Raw genomic sequence first — 22,253 nt, 5'->3', positions numbered from 1 at the left:
GCGTGGAAAACCCGCCAAGGTAGCCCTGATCGCCTGCCTACGCGTCTTGCTGATTCGGCTCAATGCCATGCTCAGGGACGGTACTCCTTGGCGATCTGAGCCCGCTTGAGAAGACAGTTGCTCCTACAGGAGGTGATGCTTTTGTAGGAGCGGCCCATGGCCGCGATCAGGGTTCCAGGACCGACCTTTGCCGCAACTGAAAACGAAAAAAGCGCCCGAAGGCGCTTTTTCTGCACGACCTAGAGACCTCAGGCCGGCGCGTTGACCAGCGCCTTGCAGGTATCGAGCATACGGTTGGAGAAGCCCCACTCGTTGTCGTACCAGGCCATGATCTTCACCAGCTTGCCGCTCACCTTGGTGTGATTGGCGTCGAAGATCGACGACAGGCGATTGTGGTTGAAGTCGATGGAGACCAGCGGCTTGTCGTTGTAGCCCAGTACCGGCGAAGCTTCGGCCGCGGCCTTCATGAAGGCGTTGATGGTCTTGGCGTCGGTTTCCTTGGCGGTCAGGATGGTCAAGTCGACCAGCGACACGTTGATGGTCGGTACGCGCACCGCCATGCCGCTAAACTTGCCTTGCAGCTCCGGCAGTACCAGGCCCACGGCTTCGGCGGCACCGGTCTTGGTCGGGATCATCGACTGGGTGGCCGAACGCGCGCGGAAGGGGTCGGAGTGGTAGACGTCCGACAGGTTCTGGTCGTTGGTGTAGGCATGGATGGTGGTCATCAGGCCATTCTCGATGCCCAGCTCGCGCTGCAGCACCTGGGCGACCGGCGCCAGGCAGTTGGTGGTGCAGGAAGCGTTGGAGATGATCTGGTGCGACTGACGCAGGATGTCGTCGTTGACGCCGTAGACGATGGTGGCGTCCACGTCCTTGCCGGGCGCGGAGATGATGACCTTGGCGGCGCCGGCTTCCAGGTGGGCGGCGGCCTTGTCGCGGCTGGTGAAGAGACCGGTGCACTCGAACACCACGTCGATCTTCATCTCCTTCCACGGCAGCTCGGCCGGATTGCGGATGGCCGTCACGGCGATGCGATCACCGTTGACCACCAGCTTGTCACCCTCGACGGACACCTCGGCAGGGAAGCGGTCATGAACGCTGTCATACTGTAGGAGATGCGCATTGATGGCGGCGTCGCCCAGGTCGTTGATCGCGACGACCTCCAGGTCCTGGCGATAGCCCTCGGTATACAGCGCCCGCAGCACGTTGCGGCCGATGCGTCCAAAACCATTGATGGCAATACGAATACTCATTGAGAGAAACCTCGCGATAGCTGGGTTTTGTTGTAAAAAACATTACACATGACGCGTGCTAAGCGGAATAATAGCGCCAATTTGGCTGTGAATGTTTTAAATAACAACAAATTTAGCCCGGTGGAGAATCAAAACCATGCATCCTCGCGTCCTCGAAGTCACACAGCGGTTGGTGGAACGCAGTCGTCCGACCCGTGAGCGTTACCTCGCCATGATCCGGGCCGCCGCCAGCGACGGTCCGCAACGCGGCAAGCTGCAATGCGCCAATTTCGCCCATGGCGTCGCCGGATGCGGCTCGTCGACGGACAAGCAACGCCTCCGTTTGATGGACCAGGCGAACGTCGCCATCGTTTCCAGCTACAACGACATGCTGTCGGCTCACCAGCCCTATGAACACTATCCGGAGATCATCAAGCAGGCCCTGCGCGAGATCGGCTCCGTCGGTCAGTTCGCCGGTGGCGTGCCCGCCATGTGCGATGGCGTGACCCAGGGCGAGGCCGGCATGGAGCTTAGTCTGGCGAGTCGCGAAGTCATCGCCATGTCCACCGCGGTAGCGCTGTCGCACAACATGTTCGATGCCGCGCTGCTGCTGGGCATCTGTGACAAGATCATCCCCGGCCTGATGATCGGCGCGCTGCGCTTCGGCCATCTGCCGATGGTCTTCGTCCCCGGCGGCCCCATGCCTTCCGGTATCTCCAACAAGGAGAAGGCGCGCGTACGCCAGGCCTTCGCCGAGGGCAAGGCGACCCGCGAAGAGCTGCTGGAATCGGAGATGAAGTCCTACCACAGCCCCGGCACCTGCACCTTCTATGGCACCGCCAATACCAACCAGGTGGTGATGGAGATCATGGGCCTGCACCTGCCGGGTTCCTCCTTCGTCAATCCCTACACCCCGCTGCGCGACGAACTCACCCGCGAAGCCGCCCGCCAGGTGACCCGTATCACCCGTCAGGGTGGCAACTTCATGCCGCTGGGCGAGATCGTCGACGAGAAGGCCATCGTCAACTCGGTGGTGGCCCTGAGCGCCACCGGCGGCTCGACCAACCACACCCTGCACATCCCGGCCATCGCCCAGGCCGCCGGTATCCAGCTGACCTGGGACGACATGGCCGAGATCTCGGCGGTGACCCCGACCCTGGCCCAGGTCTACCCCAACGGCAAGGCCGACGTGAACCACTTCCACGCCGCAGGCGGCGTCAACTTCATGGTCCGCACCCTGCTCGACGCCGGGCTGCTGCACGAAGACGTCAACACCATCATGGGCCACGGTCTGTCGCACTACCTGCAGGAACCCTTCCTGGTGGATGGCAAGCTGGAGTGGCGCACCGGCAGCGCCCAGAGCCTGGACGAAGACATCCTGCGCCCGGCCAGCCGACCGTTCAACGAGGAAGGTGGTCTGCGCGTGATGCAGGGCAACCTCGGGCGTGGCGTGATGAAGGTGTCTGCCGTGGCGCCCAAGCACCAGCTGGTGGAAGCCCCGGCGCGGGTCTTCCACGACCAGAGCGAGCTGGCCGAGGCCTTCAAGGCCGGCGAGCTGGAGCGCGATTTCGTCGCGGTGGTACGCTTCCAGGGACCCAAGGCCCTGGGCATGCCCGAATTGCACAAGCTCACCCCCTACCTCGGCGTGCTGCAGGATCGTGGCTTCAAGGTGGCGCTGGTCACCGACGGCCGCATGTCCGGCGCCTCGGGCAAGGTCCCGGCGGCCATCCATGTCTGTCCGGAGGCCGTCGATGGCGGTCCCTTGGCCAAGGTCTGTGACGGCGATCTCATTCGCGTCGACGGCCGTACCGGTGAACTGAAGATTCTCGTCGCAGCGGACGAATGGACGGCGCGCCAGGCGGTCGAAGCGCCCCAGGGCACCGGGGTGGGTTGTGGTCGTGAGTTGTTCGCCTTCATGCGCGGCGCCATGAGCACGGCCGAATCGGGTGCCAGTGCATTCACTTCCAGCCTGGAGGCGCTGAAATGAGTTTGGCTTTGGTCGGAGACATCGGGGGCACCAACGCGCGTTTCGCGCTCTGGCGCGAAGGTCGGTTGGAGGCCATCGAGGTCTTCGCCTGTGCGGATTACGCCTGCCCGGAAGACGCGGTACGCAAGTACCTGGCGCAGACCGGCGTGGCGCTGGACGACATCACCGCCGTCTGCCTCGCCTGCGCGGGGCCGGTGGGCGAGGGCGACTTCCGTTTCACCAACAATCACTGGGTGATCAAGCGCGAACAATTCTGCCGCGAGCTGGGCCTCACCCATCTGCTGCTGATCAACGACTTCACCTCCATGGCCTGGGCCATCGCCCGCCTGGACCCGGCGGACTGCGTGCAGGTGCGCGATGGTATCGCCTTGCCGACCCGGCCGCGCCTGGTGATCGGCCCCGGCACCGGCCTGGGCCTCGCCAGCCTGGTACCCAGTGGCAAGGATCGCTGGATCGTGCTGCCCAGCGAGGGCGGTCATGTCGACCTGCCGATCAATACCCAGCGCGAATTCGATATCTGGAAGATCCTCAAGCGCCAGTTCGGTAACCACGTCTCCGCCGAGCGGGTGGTGTCCGGCAGCGGCCTGGTCAACCTCTATCACGCCAGCTGCGAACTGGACGGCCGGACCGCCGCCCTGCACAGCGCGGCGGACATCTGCGAGCTGGCGCTCAAGGGTGATCCCTATGCCGACGCCGTGCTGGAACAGTTCTTCATCTGGCTGGCACGGGTCGCCGGCAACGCCGCCCTGACCCTGGGCGCCCTGGGTGGCGTCTACATCGCCGGCGGCATCCTGCCGCGCTTCGTCGAACGCTTCCAGAGCGGGGCCTTCGCCCATGCCTTCGCCGACAAGGGCAAGACCAGCAGCGCCTACCTCAAGGACATTCCCGCCTGGCTGGTGACCGCCGAGTACCCGGGCCTGTTCGGCGCTGGCGTCGCCCTGGATCAAACCATCGCCGAAGCGCGCCAGGTCTGATCCGCTGGAGCCGGGCGACTACTCAAGGTCGCCTGGCCCCGGTATGCTGCCGGCACTACCGGTAGCTGGCCCCTGGCCAGAACAACAAGAGCGAACATCGCCATGTCCACCTTGGGCAAATCCCTCCTGGTCGTCGATGACGACGGGGAAATCCGTGAGCTTCTCGACGCCTATCTCACCCGTGCCGGCTATCGGGTGCGCGCCGTTGGCGATGGCCGCGAACTGCGCCGTGCCCTGGGCGATTTCATCCCCGACCTGCTTATCCTCGACGTCATGTTGCCCGGCGAAGACGGCTTCGCCCTCTGCCGCTGGATGCGCGAGCAGTCGAGTTGCCGCCAGGTGCCCATCATCATGCTCACCGCCAGTTCCGACGAGGCCGACCGGGTCATCGGCCTGGAGCTGGGCGCCGACGACTACCTGGGCAAACCCTTCAGCCCCCGCGAGCTGCTGGCGCGCATCAAGGCCTTGCTGCGCCGCGCCGGCTTCGGCGAGACGCGTCCGGCGGCCACCGGTCTACTGACCTTCGACGACTGGCGTCTGGATCCGGTCAGTCATCGGCTGTTCCACCGCGATGGCGAAGAGGTGATTCTCTCCGGCGCCGACTTCACCCTGCTCAAGCTGTTTCTCGATCATCCCCAGCAGATCCTCGACCGCGACACCATCGCCAACGCCACCCGCGGCCGCGAGGTGCTGCCGCTGGAGCGTATCGTCGACATGGCGGTCAGCCGGCTGCGCCAGCGCCTGAGGGACACCGGCAAGTCGCCGCGGCTGATCCGCACCGTGCGTGGCTGCGGCTACCTGCTCGCCGCCGAGGTCAGCGGACTGGTCGCCGATGCGGTGTAGCTGTCTCCTGGCGCGGCTGGTGCCGCGTTCACTGCTGGCGCGGATGCTGCTGCTGACCTTGCTGGCGGTGCTGCTGGCCCAGGGGGCCTCGGCGCTGTTCTGGTCCGCGTCCCTGCGCAGCGATCGCAACCAGGGTCTGCAGACGGCGGCCCGCAGCCTGGGTTACTCCATCGCCGCCAGCGTGCGCTATTTCAGCCTGCTGCCGCCGGCCTATCGGCCGCTGGTGCTGGAGCAACTGCGTAACATGGGCGGCACGCGCTTCTTCGTCTCGCTCAACGAAAAGCCGCTGACCATGCAGGCACTGCCAGACACCCCCGGCCGCCGTGCGGTGCTCCAGGAGGTCGAGACGGTGCTGCGCGAACGCCTGGGCGCCACCATGCCCATGTATGTGGAATTCATCGGCCCGCAGCAACTGCGCCTGTTCAACGGCGCCGTGGCACTCGACGAACTGCCGCGCTCCTGGGCGCACTACGCCCTGAGCCTGGAGCCCCTGGAGCCGCCGGTGCTGGTGACCCAGATCCGCATCGGCGAGGGAGAGTGGGTATACCTGGCGACCCTGATGCCGGCGCCTTACTACAGCCTGGACGAGTCCTGGCTGCCCTTGCAGCAGCTGCTGTTCATGGTCTTCAGCAGTGCCTTCCTGCTGCTGTTCATCGGCCTGCTGATCCGCTGGCAGAGTCGTCCGCTCAAGCGGCTGTCGCGCGCCGCGCGGGAGCTGTCGCTGGAGGTCCATACGCCACCGGTGCGGGAGGAGGGCGCCCAGGAGATCCGCGAGGTCACCCGTGCCTTCAACGCCATGCGTGAACGCATCGCCCGCTACCTGGACGAGCGCGCCCAGCTGTTCAGCGCCATCTCTCACGACCTGCGCACTCCCATCACCCGGTTGCGCCTGCGCGCCGAACTGGTGGATGACGAGGTGATGCAGGCCAAGCTGGTGCGCGATCTCGACGAGCTGGACCTGCTGGTCAAGGGTGCCCTGCAGTGCGTCAAGGATACCGACATCCACGAGAACCTGGAGCCGGTCGATCTGCAGGCACTGCTCGAACAGCTGGTGGAGCCCTTCACCCAGGAGCACTCGCCACGGGTGACCCTCACCGGCGAGGTCCGCGGCAGCCTGCTGGGCAAGCCGCTGGCGCTCAAACGTTGCATCGGCAACCTGCTGGACAATGCCCTCAAGTACGGCCACCGCGCCCACCTGCAGGTGGACGACGACGGCCATACCCTGGTGTTGCACGTGGACGACGAAGGTCCTGGCGTACCCGAACAGGAGCTGGAGCAGGTCTTCCAGCCCCATGTCCGCCTGGCCACCGACCGCCAGGGCTACGGCCTGGGCCTGGGCATCGCCCGTAACCTGGCGCACGCCCATGGTGGCGAGGTAGAGCTGCGCAATCGCCGCGAAGGCGGGCTGCGGGTCACCCTGACCCTACCGCGCACCTGAACCAGAGCGACTGATAAAACTGCTGCGCGTCCGCCAGGCACGCGTGTGCGGTGCTCGAAGTCCTCATGTACCGCTCGTGCACTCGTGCACGAGCCTGGTGCTGTTCCTGCGCGCCGCGCGCACCTGCCCGCCATCCGCTCGCCACGTTTTCTCAGCCGCTCTCACCCCGGCGCTATGTCACCAGTCCGTGACAAATCTCTTTCCCTTCGTTACCCACAGCCGTACTCGTCTGACTAGACTCGGCCCAGCTCCAATACAAAAACAACAAGGAACGACCCCCATGAATGCGTTGAATCGTCTCGCTCTCGCCGTTTCCCTTTCCTGCGCCGCCATCGCCGCCCCCCTGACCGCCCATGCCGGTGAGGTCGAGGTGCTGCACTGGTGGACCTCCGGTGGCGAGGCTCGCGCCGTCGATGTCTTGAAGCAGCTGATGCAGAAGCAGGGCGATACCTGGAAGGACTTCGCCGTGGCCGGTGGCGCCGGTGAGGCGGCCATGACCGTACTCAAGACCCGCGCCGTTTCCGGCAACCCGCCGTCCGCCGCCCAGCTGAAAGGCCCCGACATCCATGAATGGGCCAGCATGGGCTTCCTGGCCGACATCAGCGACATCGCCAAGCAGGGCAACTGGGACACCATCCTGCCCAAGCGCGTGGCCCAGACCATGCAGCACGATGGCGAATACGTCGCGGTGCCGGCCGGCATCCACCGCATCAACTGGCTGTGGATCAACCCCGCCGTGTTCAAGAAGGCCGGCGCCAAGGTCCCCACCACCCTGGACGAATTCTTCGAGGCCGCCGACAAGCTCAAGGCCGCTGGTGTCGTACCCCTGGCCCATGGCGGCCAGAACTGGCAGGACGGCACCATCTTCGAATCCCTGGTCATGGCCATCATGGGCCCGGAGGGCTACGACAAGGTCTTCGTGCAGACCGATGCCGACACCATCCGCAGCGACAAGATGGTCGAGGTGTTCAAGACCTTCAAGCGCATCAAGGGTTACGTCGATCCCAACGCTGCCGGCCGCGACTGGAACCTGGCCACCGCCATGGTCATCGAGGGCAAGGCCGGCATGCAGATCATGGGCGACTGGGCCAAGGCCGAATTCGCCGCCGCCGGCAAGAAGCCGGGCGTCGACTACGAATGCGTGGTCATGCCGGGTACCCAGGGCGACTTCATCTACAACATCGACTCCCTGGCCATGTTCAAGATCAAGAACAAGGACAACCAGAAGGCCCAGGACGACCTGGTACGCACCGTCATCGACAAGCCCTTCCAGGAGGTGTTCAACCTCAACAAGGGCTCCATCCCGGTGCGCAACGACATCGACCTCGCCAAGTTCGACAGCTGCGCCCAGCAGTCCACCAAGGACTTCCAGGCCGCCAACGCCGATGGCAAGGCCGAGCCGAGCATGGCCCACAGCATGGCCAACACCAGCTACGTGCAGGGCGCCATCTTCGATGTGGTGACCAACTTCTTCAATGACGCGGGCGCCGATCCGAAGAAGGCCACCGAGCAACTGGTCGCCGCCATTCAGGCTGCCAAGTAAGGGCCACCCGTTTGTCGCAGCCATGGCGGTCCGCCGCTGCGGCCGCGCCTACAGGCACATGACCTCCTGTAGGAGCGGCCCATGGCCGCGATCCCCGAGAAACCCAGCCCCTGGATAATACCACCCCTGGAAACGCCCTCATGGCTCTTACCGAAACCCATCCCGTCGCGACCGTCAGGCGACGCCCGGACCGGCTGCAGCGCCTGCTGCCCAAGCTGGTGCTGGCGCCCACGGCCATCGCCATGGTCGTCTGCCTCTATGGCTACATGCTGTGGACGGCGGTGATCTCCTTCACCAACTCGCGCTTCCTGCCCAGCTACAGCTTCGCCGGCGTCGCCCAGTACGCGCGGCTGCTGGAGAACGATCGCTGGCTGGTGGCCTGCAAGAACCTGGCGATCTTCGGTGGCCTGTTCATCCTGCTGAGCCTGGCCATCGGCGTCTTCTTCGCCATCCTGCTGGACCAGCGCATCCGCCGCGAAGGCTTCATCCGCACCATCTACCTCTATCCCATGGCGCTGTCGATGATCGTCACCGGCACCGCCTGGAAGTGGCTGCTCAACCCCGGCCTGGGCCTGGACAAGCTGCTGCGCGACTGGGGCTGGGAAGGCTTTCGCTTCGATTGGCTGGTGGACCCCGACCGGGTCATCTACTGCCTGCTGATCGCCGCCCTCTGGCAGGCCTCGGGTTTCGTCATGGCCATGTTCCTCGCTGGCCTGCGTGGCGTGGATTCCTCCATCCTGAGAGCCGCCCAGGTGGACGGGGCAGGGCTGCCGACCATCTACTTGCGCATCGTCCTGCCGAGTTTGCGGCCGGTGTTCTTCAGCGCGGTGATGATCCTCGCCCACATCGCCATCAAGAGCTTCGACCTGGTGATGGCCATGACCGCCGGTGGCCCCGGCTACGCCTCGGACCTGCCGGCGGTGTTCATGTACCAGCACACCTTCACCCGCGGCCAGATGGGCCTGGGTTCGGCCAGTGCGGTGCTGATGCTCGGCGCGGTGCTGGCGGTGCTGGTGCCCTATCTCTACTCGGAATTGCGGAGCAAGCGAAATGGCTAAGGCTCTGAACGTCAATCGCTTGGCCATCCACGCCACCCTGATCGTCTCCTGCGCGGTCTATCTGGTGCCGCTGGTGGTGATGCTGCTGACCAGCTTCAAGACCCCGGACGATGTCCGCACCGGCAACCTGCTCAGCCTGCCGCTGGACTGGACGATCATCGGCTGGCTCAAGGCCTGGGACGCGGTCCACAGCTACTTCTGGAACTCCTTCATGATCACCGTCCCGGCGGTGCTCATCTCCACCTTCATCGGCGCGCTCAACGGCTACGCCCTGTCGAAGTGGCAGTTCCGCGGTTCGAACCTGCTGTTCAGCCTGCTGCTGTTCGGCTGCTTCATTCCCTTCCAGGTGGTGCTGCTGCCGATGTCCTTCACCCTCGGCCAGCTCGGCCTGGCCAACACCACCACCGGCCTGGTGCTGGTGCACGTGATCTACGGCCTGGCCTTCACCACACTGTTCTTCCGCAACTATTACGTGGGCATCCCCGATGCCCTGATCAAGGCGGCGCGGTTGGACGGGGCGGGCTTCTTCACCATCTTCTTCAAGATCCTGCTGCCGCTGTCCACGCCCATCGTGATGGTCAGCCTGATCTGGCAGTTCACCCAGGTATGGAACGACTTCCTGTTCGGCGTGGTGTTCGCCAGCGGCTCGTCGCAGCCCATCACCGTGGCCCTGAACAACCTGGTCAACACCAGCACCGGGGCCAAGGAATACAACGTCGACATGGCCGCGGCCATGATCGCCGCGCTTCCGACCCTGCTGGTCTACATCTTCGCGGGTAAGTATTTCGTCCGGGGCCTGACCTCGGGCGTGGTCAAAGGATAAGGAAGGCCACCATGGCAGCTCTCGAACTCAAAAGCGTACGCAAGACCTATGGCAACGCCGCCCAGGAAGCCCTCAAGGGCATCGACATCCGCATCGACGCCGGCCAGTTCCTCATCTTGGTCGGGCCCTCCGGCTGCGGCAAATCCACCCTGATGAACGCCATCGCCGGCCTGGAAGACATCAGCAGCGGCGCCATCTGCCTGGATGGCGAGGACGTCACCCAGGTCGAGCCCAAGGATCGGGACATCGCCATGGTGTTCCAGTCCTATGCCCTGTACCCGACCATGACCGTGCGCGAGAACATCGCCTTCGGCCTGAAGATCCGCAAGACCCCCAGGGAGCAGATCGACGCCGAGGTGGCGCGGGTTGCCAAGCTGCTGCAGATCGAGCACCTGCTCGAGCGCAAGCCGGCACAGCTCTCTGGCGGCCAGCAGCAGCGCGTGGCCATGGGTCGTGCCCTGGCGCGGCGGCCCAAGCTCTACCTGTTCGACGAGCCGCTCTCCAACCTCGACGCCAAGCTGCGGGTAGAGATGCGCACCGAGATCAAGCTGATGCACCAGCGGCTGCAGACCACTACCGTCTACGTCACCCACGACCAGATCGAGGCCATGACTCTGGGCGACCGGGTCGCGGTGATGAAGGACGGCGAGGTGCAGCAATTCGGTACCCCGGAGGAGATCTACAACGACCCGGCCAATCTCTTCGTCGCCAGCTTCATCGGCTCGCCGCCAATGAACTTCGTACCGGTACGCCTGGAAGCGCGCGAGGGCAGGGTGGTGGCCCGCGTCACCGGCGATACCGGCGACAGCCAGGTGGAATTGCCGGCGCTGGATCCGGCACTGGCCGGCAGAGAAGCTATCCTTGGCGTTCGTCCGGAACAGATCCAGTCCGCGCATCCGGCGGACAACGCCGTGCCGGGCATCCTCACCCGCGTCCAGGTGGTCGAACCGACCGGGCCGGATACCCTGCTCTATGCCGAGTGGAACGGCACCAAGGTCTGCTGCCGGGTAGCCCCGGGCGAGGCACCGCGCGCCGGCGACCAGGTGCTCTGGCGCATAGATCCGCGACGGGCGGTGCTGTTCGACCCCGCGAGCGGTCGTCGACTTTCTTGATGGGTGCTCATGGCTGAAACGTTACAGCAATGGTAAGGTCCGCCCGCCGCCGCGCCTGACGCCGGGTCGCGGCCCTACCAGAGACCAGGAGTAGCCCTGGTCGCCGTGACAGACAGGAGAACAACAATGGCACTACCCCGCGTCGTGGTCTTTGGCGAAGCTCTTACCGACATCGTCCAGGGTAATCCTGGCGAATGGCGCGGCTATCCCGGCGGTGCGCCCTGGAACGTCGCACGCGGCCTGGCCCGTCTCGGGGTGGAAAGTGCCTTTGGCGGTGCCATCAGCCAGGACGGCCTGGGCGACGAGATCGCCTGGCAGTCGGAAACCGCCGGTCTGGACTGCCGCTTCCTGCAGCGGGTCGCCGCCGACCCGCTGGTGGCCATCGTGCCGTCGAGCCGTCCGCCGCGCTATTTCTTCGCCGGCGAAGCCGATCTGCAATTCGATCCGGCGCTGCTGCCTGATGGCTGGCTGGAGGCCGCCGAGGTCTGTCATTTCAGCTGCATCAGCCTGGCCCGCTATCCGCTGGCCGACACCCTGCTGGAGCTCGCGCGCCAGGCCAAGGCCGCTGGTAAGCGGCTGAGCTACGATCCCAACTGGCGCAACCTGATGGACGAGCGCTATCGCCAGCAGACCTTTCCCGAGCTGGTGCGCCTGGCCGACGACATCAAGCTGTCCGACGAAGACATCCGCCAGATCTATCCCGGCCTCAACGAGCGCGCCGCGCTGGACGAACTGCGCGCCCTCAATCCCCAGGCGCGCATCCTCTTCACCCGTGGCGAGCACGGCCTGGTGCTCTACACTCCCGAGGGTGAGTGGCAGCAGGCCGCCATCGCCGTGGACGTGGCCGATACCGTTGGCGCGGGTGACGCCTGCATGGCCGGCTGGCTGGCCTCCGGCCTGCTGGGCCTGAGCGATATGCAGCAACGGCTCAGATTCGCCGCGGCCAGTGCCTCGGTCTCCTGCCGCCATGCCGGTGCCTACGCCCCGACCCGGGCCGACGTGGAGGCCCTGCTGCAGCTGAGCCCCTACTAGACGCTTTCCCCACAACAACAATAGTCGCCAAGGAAACCCGATGGACTTCCCCGATTTTCGTCGTCGCGAGACCCTGCTGGAGCACGTCCGCCAGACCCTGGCGTTCTACCACCCGCGTTGTGTCGATCCGCAGGGCGGCTTCTATCACTTCTTCAAGGACGATGGCACGGTCTACGACAGCCAGACCCGCCACCTGGTCTCCAGTACCCGCTTCGTCTTCGATTTCGCCATGGCCTATCGGCACTTCGGTGACCCGGCCTTTCTGGAGGCGACCCGCCACGGCCTGAGATACCTGCGCGAGCGGCATCGCCAGGCCAACGGCGGCTATGCCTGGCTGCTCGACGGCGACACCGTGGTGGATGGCACCAACCACTGCTACGGCCTGGCCTTCGTGGTGCTGGCCTACGCTCATGGTCTGCAGGCCGGCATCCAGGAAGCCCGCGGCTGGCTCAGCGAGGCCTGGGAATCCCTGGAAACCCATTTCTGGCGCGAAGCCGACGGCCTCTACGTCGACGAGATCAGCGCCGACTGGCAGACCGTCTCGCCCTATCGCGGCCAGAACGCCAACATGCACGCCTGCGAAGCCCTGCTGGCGGCCTTCGAGGCCAGCGGCGAGGTGCGTTACCTGGATCGTGCCGAGATCCTGGCGCGTAACATGACCCAACGCCAGGCCGAGTTGACCCTCGGGCAGGGTGGCGTGGCCGACCAGGTCCCCGGCGGCCTGATCTGGGAGCACTACCACAGCGACTGGTCCATCGACTGGGACTACAACCGCGACGATCCGGCCAACCTGTTCCGCCCCTGGGGTTTCCAGCCGGGGCACCAGATCGAATGGGCCAAGTTGCTGCTGATCCTCGAACGCCACCGTCCCCAGCCCTGGCTATTGCCGCGCGCCCAGGCGCTGTTCGACGTCTCCTGGCGGCTGAGCTGGGATGGCGAGAACGGTGGCCTTTATTACGGCTTCGCCCCGGACGGCTCGCCCTGTGACCCGGACAAATACTTCTGGGTCCAGGCCGAGGCCCTGGCCGCGGCGGCGCTGCTGGCCGAGCGCAGCGGCGAACCCCGCTACTGGGAGCATTACGAGGCGCTCTGGCGTTACAGCTGGGAACATTTCATCGATCACGAGCACGGCGCCTGGTGGCGTCTGCTTGACCGTCGGAACCAGAAATACTCCGACGACAAGAGTCCGGCCGGCAAGGTCGACTACCACACCATGGGTGCCTGTTACGAAGTCCTCAACGTCCTGCCGTAAGAAGCTGTCCACGATCTCGCGAACCGGAGCAAACAAGGCCTTTTCAACGCAGTTTGGCCGACGCGCGGCAGATCGTGAGCAGCTTCTAAGTAATAGAGACGCGGGTTTCGGGCCCTGGGTGTCATCACTTCAATAAAAAGGGATCTCAGTAATGAACAGTCAGAACCACAAGAATCGTCGGGGTATCGCACTGCCCCTGGTCTCCGCGCTCGCCCTCGCGGTAGCCGGTACCGTCCATGCCGCACCCCAGGCCAACCCGGGTGGCAACTTCAGCGGCGTCAACAACACCGAGGCCGCCTTCCAGCCGCTGGGCAACACCATGACCGGCGACTGGGGCGGCGTGCGCAAGGACCTGCGCGACAAGGGCTGGGACATCAAGCTCGAATACGTGGGCGAGGGCGCCACCAACCTGCGCGGCGGTTATGACGACGACCGCACCGGCCGCTGGAGCTCCCAGTACATGTTCGGCCTCTGGGGCGACATGAACAAGATCGCCGGTTGGGAGAACTCGGTGTTCAAGGTCGCCATCACCTCCCGTGACGGCCGCAACCTCACCGACGACCGCATCACCGATCCGCGCGTCGGCGGCTACTCCTCGGTGCAGGAAGTCTACGGCCGTGGCCAGACCTGGCGTCTGACCCAGCTGTGGCTGTCCAAGGGCTTCTTCGACGGCCGGCTGGACATCAAGGCCGGTCGCTTCGGCGAAGGCGAGGACTTCAACTCCTTCGAATGCGACTTCCAGAACCTGGCGTTCTGCGGCTCCCAGGTCGGTAACTGGGAAGGTGTCTGGTACAACTGGCCGGTCAGCCAGTGGGCCATGCGCGTCAAGTACAGCCTGACCCCCGAGCTGTTCGTCCAGGTCGGTGCCTACGAGCAGAATCCGTCGCTGCTGGAAACCGGCAACGGCTTCAAGCTCAACGGCAGCGGCACCAAGGGTGCGGTCCTGCCGGTGGAAATGGTCTGGTCGCCCAAGCTCAATGGCCTGCCGGGCGAATACCGCGTCGGCTACTACTACAGCACGGCCAAGGCCGACGACGTCTACGAAGACGTCAACGGCAACGCCGCGGCCCTCACCGGGCTGGACTACAAGGAGCACTCCAGCAAGCACGGCTATTGGGTCGTGGCGCGCCAGCAGATCACTGCCCACAACGATGACCCGAGCCGTGGCCTGTCGGTATTCGCCAACTTCACCGCCCATGCCAAGGACGTCAACAAGGTCAGCAACTACGTCCAGGCCGGCCTGGTGTACAAGGGCCCCTTCGATGGCCGTCCCAAGGACGACATCGGCTTCGGCGTCGCCCGTATCAGCACCAACAGCGACTTCCGCGACAACCAGCGCGCCCTCAACCAGGCCGCCGGTGCCACGGACTACGACGATCCGGCCTACACCCCGCTGCAGCACAACGAGTACGACGCCGAGATCTACTACGGCGTCCACGTGACCAACTGGCTGACCCTGCGTCCCAACCTGCAGTACATCAAGAATCCGGGTGGTGTGCGTGAGGTCGACAATGCCGTGGTGGGGGGCCTGAAGGTTCAAGCAGTCTTTTAAATAGCCCCCATAGCCCGCCTTCCAGCCGGATGGCGCTGGCCAAGGCCCTGCAGTCGTTATACTGCAGGGCCTTTTTCATTTCCGAGGTTGCCGTGGGTAAGGTCGAAAGTCCCTGCATCAGCCAGTGCAAGATCAAGGACGACGTCTGCCAGGGATGTGGCCGCAAACGCTCAGAGATCAAGGGATGGAAGGAGCTGAAGGACCGCGAGCGCAAGGAAGTCATCGACAAGTCCAGGAAGCGCCTGAAGAAGCTCAAGAAGGGGTGAGGCTATCGTAGAGGCCATCCCTGTCAGCGCGGCCATGGCGGTCCGCGGTTGCGGCCGCTCCTACAGCCTCTGATTTGACTGTAGGAGCAACTGTCTTTATCGCGGCCATGGGCCGCTTGTGTCTTGGCTTGCCGTTAGGATGGAGGTGAGAGCAGCAGGGGGCAGGCTGTAGGGCCGCAGTGTTTCGAGCACGTGTAGGAGCCGGTCCCGCCCCCTGCTGACCTCTGACGTCCCAGCGCGTGGAAAACCCGCCAAGGTAGCCCTGATCGCCTGCCTACGCGTCTTGCTGATTCGGCTCAATGCCATGCTCAGGGACGGTACTCCTTGGCGATCTGAGCCCGCTTGAGAAGACAGTTGCTCCTACACAGCTTCCCGGGTAACCGTAGGAGCGGCCCATGGCCGCGATAGTCCAAGCCAGAGCGGCCGCATCGGCGGACCGCCGTGACCGCGATAGATCGAGCGGGGCCGTTGGGCTTCGCGACGCTCAACCCAACCTAAGCAAGCCGCTGCGCCTCGAATAGCTCCCCTGGCCGCACGATCTGCTCACGCGCGGCGATCAGCGGCAGGTCGCGGCTGCCGGGTCCGGTGCGGGCGACCAGGGCATAGAGGGCGCTGACCGCATGGGACGCCGCGGCGGGCGTGGACTGGCCATTGAGCAACTGGCCCAGCAGCACCGCGGAGAAGACGTCGCCCATGCCGTTGGGCAGCGGCTGCAGATCCAGGTAGGGCGTCTGCACCAGCCAGGCATCCGCCGCCTCCACCACCAGGGTGCTGAGGACATCGGCGGGCAGGTCCGGGGTGCGCAGGCTGGTGATGACGATGGTCGTAGGGCCCGGCTGGCCGGGGCGACCGAGCAGCAGCCGGGCGGCACTCACGGCATCGTCGGTGTCGACCAGCGGCTGGCCGTGCAGCAGCTCGAATTCGTACTGGTTGGGGGTGATCAGGCTGGCCTGTTCGATGGCGCGGCGGCGCAGGAAGTCGGGGATGCCGGGACGCACGAAGATGCCGCGGCCGACGTCGCCCATCACCGGATCGCAGAGGTATTGCAGATCGCCACGCTGGCGACGGATCTCCTGCACTACGCCGAGGATCACCTCGCCGATGGCGGCATCGCCCAGGTAGCCGGAGAGCACCGCCACGCAGCGCTCCAGCACCCCGCGGGCGCGCAGGCCGTCGAGTACGTCGTGGATGTGCTCGGGCGGAAAGACCTGGCCCTTGAATTCGCCGTAGCCCGTGTGATTGGAGAATTGCACGGTGTTGACCACCACCGGCTGCAGGCCGAGCAATTGCAGCGGCAGGGTGGCGGCGGCATTGCCGACGTGGCCGTAGGCGACATGGGACTGGATGGACAACACCAGCGGCGGCTGGGCGGGCAGGGCGGCGGGCATGGCGATCTCTCGGGCGGCGGGCTCGGGGCAGGAGCCGGAAGGGTGGAGGCCTGCAGCTTACCCCAGCCCTTCCGGCGAACCCTAACCCACCTGCGGCGGTCTGCATCGGCAGTGCGGACCGCTACCGGCGCCGGGCGCTCCGCCTGGCTACACTGGAGCGGCTGTCATCCACCCACGGCCCCAAGGAGAAACGGGGAATGTCCGAGCTTCGCTTCGCACGTCTGGTGTTGGGTCTGCAGGCCCTGGTCTGGTTGGGACTCGCCCTGGCGCACTGGTTCTATCCCTACGAGATGGCCAATGCCCGCGGCATGGTACTGATGGATTCGGCGTCGGTGGCCGAGGCGCGGGTCTGGTACGGCGGCATGCAATTCGCCCTGGCGCTGTTCGCCGTGCTGGCCTTTCGCCGGGCGGAATGGCTGTCGGCCGGCCTGCTGCTGGTGGCCTTCGTGCAGCTGACGCTGTTCGTGGTGCGACTGGTCAGCGGCGTACTGGGCGAGTCGGCCACCGCCGAGCTGGATCTCTACTCCCAGGGCTATCGCCTGGTGATCGGCATCCTGGCCCTGTTGGCCCTGCGTGCCCACCGCCGCCACGAGCAGCGGGAGCTGGAGAATCGGCGGATCTACGAGGGCCAGTGATCGCACCAGTGCCAGCAGCTAGCGCTAGGGGCGGGGCCGCGCGGTGTCGATCTGATCGCTGCGGGCGAGGCCCAGGGTCAGCTGGCGGCAGAGGTCGAGGAATTCGACCATGGCCCCGGTCTGGTATTTCTGCTTGTGCCAGATGAAGCAGAACTGGCGGCGCAGGTCCAGGGTCGGGGTGGCGATGGGCACCAGGGTGCCGCGGGCGAAGGCATCGCGCAGCGCCAGCCGCGACAGGCAACCGATCCCCAGCCCCGATTCCACCGCGCGCAGGATGGCCTCGGTGTGCTCCAGCTCCAGGCGCACGTCCAGCGGCTGGGCGTGGTGGCGCATGGCCTGGTCGAAGGTCAGGCGGGTACCCGAGCCCTGTTCGCGCAAGATCCAGGCCTGGGCCTCCAACTCGGCTTGGCTGGCCTCGGTCTGGGCCAGGGGATGCCCGGGCGCGCAGAACACCACCAGTTCATCCTCGATCCAGGGCTGTACCTCCAGATCGGGATGCTGGCAATCGCCCTCGATCAGGCCGAGGTCGATGTCATGGTTGGCGATCCGTTGCACCACACTGGCGGTGTTGTGCACATGCAGGCGCACCCGGCAGTCGGGATGGCGCTGCATGAAGTCGCCTAGCAGCAGGGTAGCCAGGTAGTTGCCGATGGTGAGGGTGGCACCGACCTCCAGGGAGCCGAAGCCAGTCTTGCCGCGCAGCAGGTTTTCCACCTCGGCGCTGCGATCGAGCAGGGCCACCGCCTTGGGCAGCAACTGGCGCCCCAGGGCGTTGAGTGTCAAACGCTTGCCGGCGCGGTCGAATACCCGGCAGTCGAATTGCCGCTCCAGTTCGCCCAGGGCGGTACTGGTGGCCGACTGCGACAGACTGAGCGCCTCGGCCGCCCGGGAAACGCTTTCCTGGCGGGCCACGGCGACGAAGACCTCGAGTTGACGCAACGTGAATCTCATATCTGCCTTTTGGATAACCTATATTCGAATTATTCATTTCACGGATATTTTCCCCCTCTATAAACTGTCGCGCAATTTCTATCCAGCCCCGGGCTGTACCGATTTTTCCTGGAGTCATCGATGAGCAACCTGTACACCGAGCGCGTCCTGAGCGTTCATCACTGGAACGACACCCTGTTCAGCTTCAAGACCACCCGTAATCCGGGCCTGCGTTTCGAGAACGGACAGTTCGTGATGATCGGCCTGGAAACCGAAGGCGGTCGTCCGCTGATGCGCGCCTACAGCATCGCCAGCCCCAACTACGAAGAGCACCTGGAATTCTTCAGCATCAAGGTGCCGGACGGCCCCCTGACGTCGCGCCTGCAGCACCTCAAGGAAGGCGATAACCTGATGGTCAGCCGCAAGCCCACCGGCACCCTGATCCTCAGTGACCTGAAGCCCGCCAAGCATCTCTACCTGCTGAGCACCGGCACCGGCATGGCGCCCTTCCTGAGCACCATCCAGGACCCGGAAACCTACGAGCGCTTCGAGAAGGTGATCCTGGTCCACGGCGTGCGCTACGTGAACGAGCTGGCCTATGCCGACTTCATTACCAAGACCCTGCCCGAGCACGAGTTCATCGGCGACCTGGTGCGCGAGAAGCTGATCTACTATCCCCTGGTGACCCGCGAAGAATTCCGCAACCAGGGTCGCCAGACCGACCTGATGCGCAGCGGCAAGCTGTTCGCGGACATCGGCCTGCCGCCGATCAATCCGCAGGACGATCGCGCCATGATCTGCGGCAGCCCGAGCATGCTGGACGAGACCAGCGCCGTGCTGAACGAGTTCGGCCTGACCATCTCCCCGCGCATGGGCGATCCGGGCGACTACCTGATCGAGCGCGCCTTCGTCGAGAAGTAAGAACCTGTTCACGATCTGCTGCGCGTCGGCCAAACGGCGTTGAAAATGGCTTCGGAATGCTCATTTACCACTCGTAAACTCCGCTTCCTCAGCCATTTTCGCCTTGTTTGGCTCTAGCTCGCGAGATCGTGAACAGGCTCTAACGCCACTAGGCTCCCCGAAAACCCGCCCTCCGGCGGGTTTTTCGTTTCCGCGGCCCGGCGGGCTGAACTCCCACCGCGCCGGGCCGGTCGGTTGCTGCGAGGCGTGTCATGGCGACGCGCCATTGCCGGGAGCCTCCATGAAGCCCTATGTGATCTGCCATATGATGTCGTCGGTCGACGGTCACGCCCTTACCGATGGCTGGGATCGTGCGGTCAAGAAACAGGCCGATGCGACCTACGAGCGCCTGGCCGAGCGTTTCGAGTTCGACGCCTGGGCCTGCGGCCGGGTGACCATGGAAGAGATCGCCCATGGCGAGGGCTATCCCACCGGCGTCGCCCAGGCGCCCATCCCGCGCACTCACCATTTCGCCCAGCGCGACGCCGCCAAGTACGCCATCGCCATCGATCCCCAGGGCAAGGTCGCCTGGAAGAAGAACGAAGCCCTGGATTCCCATGTGGTGGCGGTGCTCACCGAGGGGGTGAGCGACGACTACCTGGCGCACCTGCAGAACATCGGCGCGTCCTATGTCTTCGGGGGCAAGGACGAGCTAGATCTGGCGGCGGTGCTGGAATTGCTGAACGCCGAGCTGGGTATCGAGCGCCTGGTGGTGGAGGGCGGTCCCCACGTCAGCGGCTCCTTCGTCGCCGCCGGGCTGGTGGACGAGATCAGCGTGCTGATCATCCCGCTGGTCGATGGCCGCGGCGCCCATCCGGCGTCCTTCGAGATCGCCGAGCAGGCCTGGCAGCAGCCGCTCTACCTCAAGCTGGATGTGGCCGAAGCCCAGGACGACGGCAGCGTCTGGCTGCGTTATCGGCGCGGCTAGCCGAGCGCCTTGGCCAAAGCCAGGGCGTCGGCGTCGACCTGGGCTTGGGCCTGCAGCGGACAGACCCCGGTGGCATAGCGGGCGATCACCTCGGGCACCTGGTTCAGCGGTACCGGCCGGCTGATGTGGTAGCCCTGGATGAAGTCGCAGCCCAGGGCGCAGAGCAGGCGGAGCTGCTCCAGGTGTTCGACGCCCTCGGCGGTGACCTTGAGCTTGAGCGGCCGGGCCATGCCGATGATGGCCTGGACGATCTGGTGGTCGGCATTGCCCTCGGTCAGCCCGGTGACGAAGGAGCGGTCGATCTTGAGGATGTCGATGGGCAACCGCTTGAGATAGGCCAGCGACGAATAGCCGGTGCCGAAGTCGTCGATGGAGACGGTCACGCCCAGGTCGCGGATGCGCTGCAGCAGCTCGGCGGTGGGCTGCACGTTCTTGACCAGGGCATTCTCGGTGACCTCCAGCTCCAGGCATCGCGGCGACAGCCGATGCTCGTCCAGGCACCAGGCGATCTGGGCCGGCAGCGCCTCGTTGCTCAAGCTTAGCGCCGAGCAGTTGATGGCTATGCGCAGCTCGGGAAGGCCCGCGGCCGCCAGTTCGGCGAGATCGCGACAGGCCCGTCGCAGTACCCAGGCATCCAGTTCCTCGATGAAACCATTGGCCTCGGCGACGCCGAGGAAGACGTTCGGTGCCAGCAGGCCGAGGCGGGGATGATCCCAGCGGATCAGCGCCTCGGCCTTGTCCAGCTGGCCGCTGGCGACGTCGAGGATCGGCTGGTAGTAGAGCTGCAGGCCGCGTTCCTCGACCAGGGCCTCGCGCAGTTCGGCCTCCAGCTCCAGCTGCAGCGAGATCTTCTCGCGCAGGGTCTCGTCGAAGAAGCTGAAGGTGTTGCGGCCATTGCCCTTGGACAGGTAGAGCGCGAGATCGGCGCTCTTGAGCAGTTCCTCGCAGCAGCCGCCGTCGCGGGGATAGAGGCTGATGCCGATGCTGGTGGTCATCACCAGGGTACGGCTGCCGATGGTGATGGGCTGGCGCAGCCGCTCCAGGATGCGCTGGGCCAGGTGACGCGCCTCGTCGGGGCCGGCGAGACTGGCCAGGATGCAGAATTCGTCGCCACCGAAGCGGGCCACCAGATCGCCATCGCGGACCGCATCGCGAATGGTCTTGGCCATGGCCACCAGCAACTGGTCGCCGGACGCGTGACCCAGGCTGTCGTTGATGCGCTTGAAGTGATCGATGTCGAGGAACATCACCGCCAGGCTGCGTCCCTGCTGGGCGTGCCGGGCGAGGATCTCGGCGAAGGCCTGATTGAAGGCGCGGCGGTTGTGCAGGTCGGTGAGGGGATCGTAGTGCGCCGCCTGCTGCAGCGAAGCACGGGCTTCGTCGAGCTGGCCGACCAGGGAATTGACCCGCTCCAGGTCGTTTTCCTTGCGCTGCAGCTGGCGATCCGCCCAGGCCGCGCCCAGGCCACCGACCACCAGCAGCAGGGCGATGATGGCGATACCCACGCCGAGCTGCCAGGAATTGCTGGCACCCTGCAGTGCGCCCTCGGGTTGCACCGGGGCGATCAGCACCATGGACCACATGCCGGTGAAGTGCATGGCGGCGATGGCCAGGCCCATCACCAGGGCGGTGGCTATGCGCAGCCAGCGATAGATGCCGGTGTAGTGGCGGCGAAAGATCTGGATCAGTTGCAACGCGGCGAAGCTGGCGCCCACGGCGATGAGGATCGACAGCAGGAAGGGGCCTGGACGATAGAGCACCACCGCGTCGGTGTGCACGGCGGTCATGCCGGTGTAGTGCATCAGCACGATGCCCACGCTCAGCACCGCGCCGGCCTTGAGGCGCTGGCCGAGGCTGAGGTCGGGCTGGCTGAGGGCCGGCATGGCCATGAGCCCGGCCAGCACCACGATCAGCAGCGAGGCCAGGGTGATCAGCAGGTCGTAGTGCACCTGGGTGGGCACGGTGAAGGCCAGCATGGCGATGAAATGCATGCCCCAGACACCGAAGCCGAAGCTCAGGGCGCCCATCAGGCTCCAGGCCCGCCGCCGCGACAGGGTGCGGGTCTGGCCGATGCGCTCGGCGAACACCAGGGTGACGTAGCAGGCGCTGACGGCGACCAGATAGGCGAGTGCCACCAGCCAGGCGTCATGCTGGCCGTGCAGGTGCACCTGGTCGTGGGCGAGAGGGGCGACGAGGAAGTCGAGTCCCAGCCAGTTATTCATTCCGTGGCCTCGGCAGGAAATCCGGCGTGACGGGGTGAAGCCGTTCCGGCGGGATCTCCGCCCCGGTCAGCATTCGAC

General features: G+C 65.3%; 19 protein-coding genes and 2 pseudogenes. 17 read left to right on the top strand and 4 right to left on the bottom strand.

Annotated features, from left to right (window positions below):
- Positions 1–109, top strand: a pseudogene (locus AR540_RS26100) (IS110 family transposase); the annotation flags it as partial.
- Positions 110–248: 139 nt separating this feature from the next.
- Here AR540_RS26100 and gap read toward each other — a convergent pair.
- Positions 249–1,253: a type I glyceraldehyde-3-phosphate dehydrogenase gene (gene gap / locus AR540_RS14885; protein WP_059229982.1), complete on the bottom strand. Its 1,005-nt coding sequence runs from the start codon at positions 1,251–1,253 to the stop codon at positions 249–251.
- Positions 1,254–1,389: 136 nt separating this feature from the next.
- Between gap and edd the strand changes: the two genes are divergently transcribed.
- From edd to AR540_RS26095, 13 genes and pseudogenes are all read left to right on the top strand, one after another.
- Positions 1,390–3,219, top strand: coding sequence for a phosphogluconate dehydratase (gene edd, locus AR540_RS14880; protein WP_059229981.1), 1,830 nt, complete (start codon positions 1,390–1,392; stop codon positions 3,217–3,219).
- Positions 3,216–4,193 (top strand): glucokinase, encoded by a 978-nt coding sequence (locus AR540_RS14875; RefSeq protein ID WP_059229980.1) that lies wholly within the window; start codon positions 3,216–3,218, stop codon positions 4,191–4,193. Before edd ends, AR540_RS14875 begins: the two co-directional genes overlap by 4 nt.
- Before the next feature lie 102 nt (positions 4,194–4,295).
- Positions 4,296–5,036 (top strand): response regulator, encoded by a 741-nt coding sequence (locus tag AR540_RS14870; protein WP_059229979.1) that lies wholly within the window; start codon positions 4,296–4,298, stop codon positions 5,034–5,036.
- Positions 5,026–6,474: an ATP-binding protein gene (locus AR540_RS14865; RefSeq protein WP_059229978.1), complete on the top strand. Its 1,449-nt coding sequence runs from the start codon at positions 5,026–5,028 to the stop codon at positions 6,472–6,474. The genes AR540_RS14870 and AR540_RS14865 overlap by 11 nt, the downstream gene beginning before the upstream one ends.
- Positions 6,475–6,754: 280 nt before the next feature.
- Entirely contained in the window at positions 6,755–8,017 is a 1,263-nt protein-coding gene (locus AR540_RS14860) for an ABC transporter substrate-binding protein (RefSeq protein WP_059229977.1), read from the top strand.
- Positions 8,018–8,157: 140 nt separating this feature from the next.
- Positions 8,158–9,075, top strand: a complete 918-nt coding sequence (locus AR540_RS14855; protein ID WP_059229976.1) for a carbohydrate ABC transporter permease — start codon at positions 8,158–8,160, stop codon at positions 9,073–9,075.
- Entirely contained in the window at positions 9,068–9,898 is an 831-nt protein-coding gene (locus AR540_RS14850; protein ID WP_059229975.1) for a carbohydrate ABC transporter permease, read from the top strand. Before AR540_RS14855 ends, AR540_RS14850 begins: the two co-directional genes overlap by 8 nt.
- An 11-nt stretch (positions 9,899–9,909) precedes the next feature.
- The gene (locus AR540_RS14845; protein ID WP_059229974.1) at positions 9,910–11,010 is read left to right on the top strand and encodes an ABC transporter ATP-binding protein; all 1,101 of its coding nucleotides are present in this window, start codon (positions 9,910–9,912) and stop codon (positions 11,008–11,010) included.
- A gap of 126 nt (positions 11,011–11,136) precedes the next feature.
- A complete protein-coding gene (locus AR540_RS14840; protein WP_059229973.1) occupies positions 11,137–12,042 on the top strand; it encodes a carbohydrate kinase family protein in 906 nt (301 codons plus the stop codon).
- Positions 12,043–12,082: 40 nt separating this feature from the next.
- A complete protein-coding gene (locus tag AR540_RS14835) occupies positions 12,083–13,294 on the top strand; it encodes an AGE family epimerase/isomerase (protein WP_059229972.1) in 1,212 nt (403 codons plus the stop codon).
- 151 nt (positions 13,295–13,445) lie between these two features.
- The gene (locus tag AR540_RS14830; RefSeq protein WP_059229971.1) at positions 13,446–14,846 is read left to right on the top strand and encodes a carbohydrate porin; all 1,401 of its coding nucleotides are present in this window, start codon (positions 13,446–13,448) and stop codon (positions 14,844–14,846) included.
- A 92-nt stretch (positions 14,847–14,938) separates the two neighbouring features.
- Positions 14,939–15,112 (top strand): DUF1289 domain-containing protein, encoded by a 174-nt coding sequence (locus AR540_RS14825; protein ID WP_081594595.1) that lies wholly within the window; start codon positions 14,939–14,941, stop codon positions 15,110–15,112.
- Positions 15,113–15,347: 235 nt separating this feature from the next.
- Positions 15,348–15,458 (top strand): annotated as a pseudogene (locus tag AR540_RS26095) (IS110 family transposase); the annotation flags it as partial.
- Between the two features lie 148 nt (positions 15,459–15,606).
- Here AR540_RS26095 and pdxY read toward each other — a convergent pair.
- Positions 15,607–16,500 (bottom strand): pyridoxal kinase PdxY, encoded by an 894-nt coding sequence (gene pdxY / locus AR540_RS14820; protein WP_059229969.1) that lies wholly within the window; start codon positions 16,498–16,500, stop codon positions 15,607–15,609.
- A 197-nt stretch (positions 16,501–16,697) separates the two neighbouring features.
- On the opposite strand from pdxY, the gene AR540_RS14815 reads away from it, so the two are divergent.
- Complete coding sequence (locus AR540_RS14815) at positions 16,698–17,135, top strand: DUF4345 family protein (protein ID WP_059229968.1); 438 nt, start codon at positions 16,698–16,700, stop codon at positions 17,133–17,135.
- 24 nt (positions 17,136–17,159) lie between these two features.
- Here AR540_RS14815 and AR540_RS14810 read toward each other — a convergent pair whose 3' ends face one another.
- Positions 17,160–18,086, bottom strand: coding sequence for a LysR family transcriptional regulator (locus AR540_RS14810; protein WP_059229967.1), 927 nt, complete (start codon positions 18,084–18,086; stop codon positions 17,160–17,162).
- A 120-nt stretch (positions 18,087–18,206) separates the two neighbouring features.
- Here AR540_RS14810 and fpr point away from each other — a divergent pair, with 120 nt between their 5' ends.
- Together fpr and AR540_RS14800 are read left to right on the top strand one after the other, a co-directional pair.
- Positions 18,207–18,986 carry a ferredoxin-NADP reductase gene (fpr, locus tag AR540_RS14805; RefSeq protein WP_059229966.1) on the top strand — a complete coding sequence of 260 codons (780 nt, stop codon included), beginning with the start codon at positions 18,207–18,209 and terminating at the stop codon, positions 18,984–18,986.
- 280 nt (positions 18,987–19,266) lie between these two features.
- Positions 19,267–19,953, top strand: a complete 687-nt coding sequence (locus AR540_RS14800; RefSeq protein WP_059229965.1) for a dihydrofolate reductase family protein — start codon at positions 19,267–19,269, stop codon at positions 19,951–19,953.
- Here the strand turns inward: AR540_RS14800 and AR540_RS14795 are convergent.
- Positions 19,950–22,175: a putative bifunctional diguanylate cyclase/phosphodiesterase gene (locus AR540_RS14795; RefSeq protein ID WP_059229964.1), complete on the bottom strand. Its 2,226-nt coding sequence runs from the start codon at positions 22,173–22,175 to the stop codon at positions 19,950–19,952. The two genes, AR540_RS14800 and AR540_RS14795, sit on opposite strands and share 4 nt — an antisense overlap.
- Between the last annotated feature and the right edge of the window lie 78 nt (positions 22,176–22,253).

Source organism: Pseudomonas sp. EpS/L25 (genome assembly GCF_001512295.1).
Classification (GTDB): domain Bacteria; phylum Pseudomonadota; class Gammaproteobacteria; order Pseudomonadales; family Pseudomonadaceae; genus Chryseomonas.
This window is presented reverse-complemented; position numbering and strand designations above follow the sequence as displayed.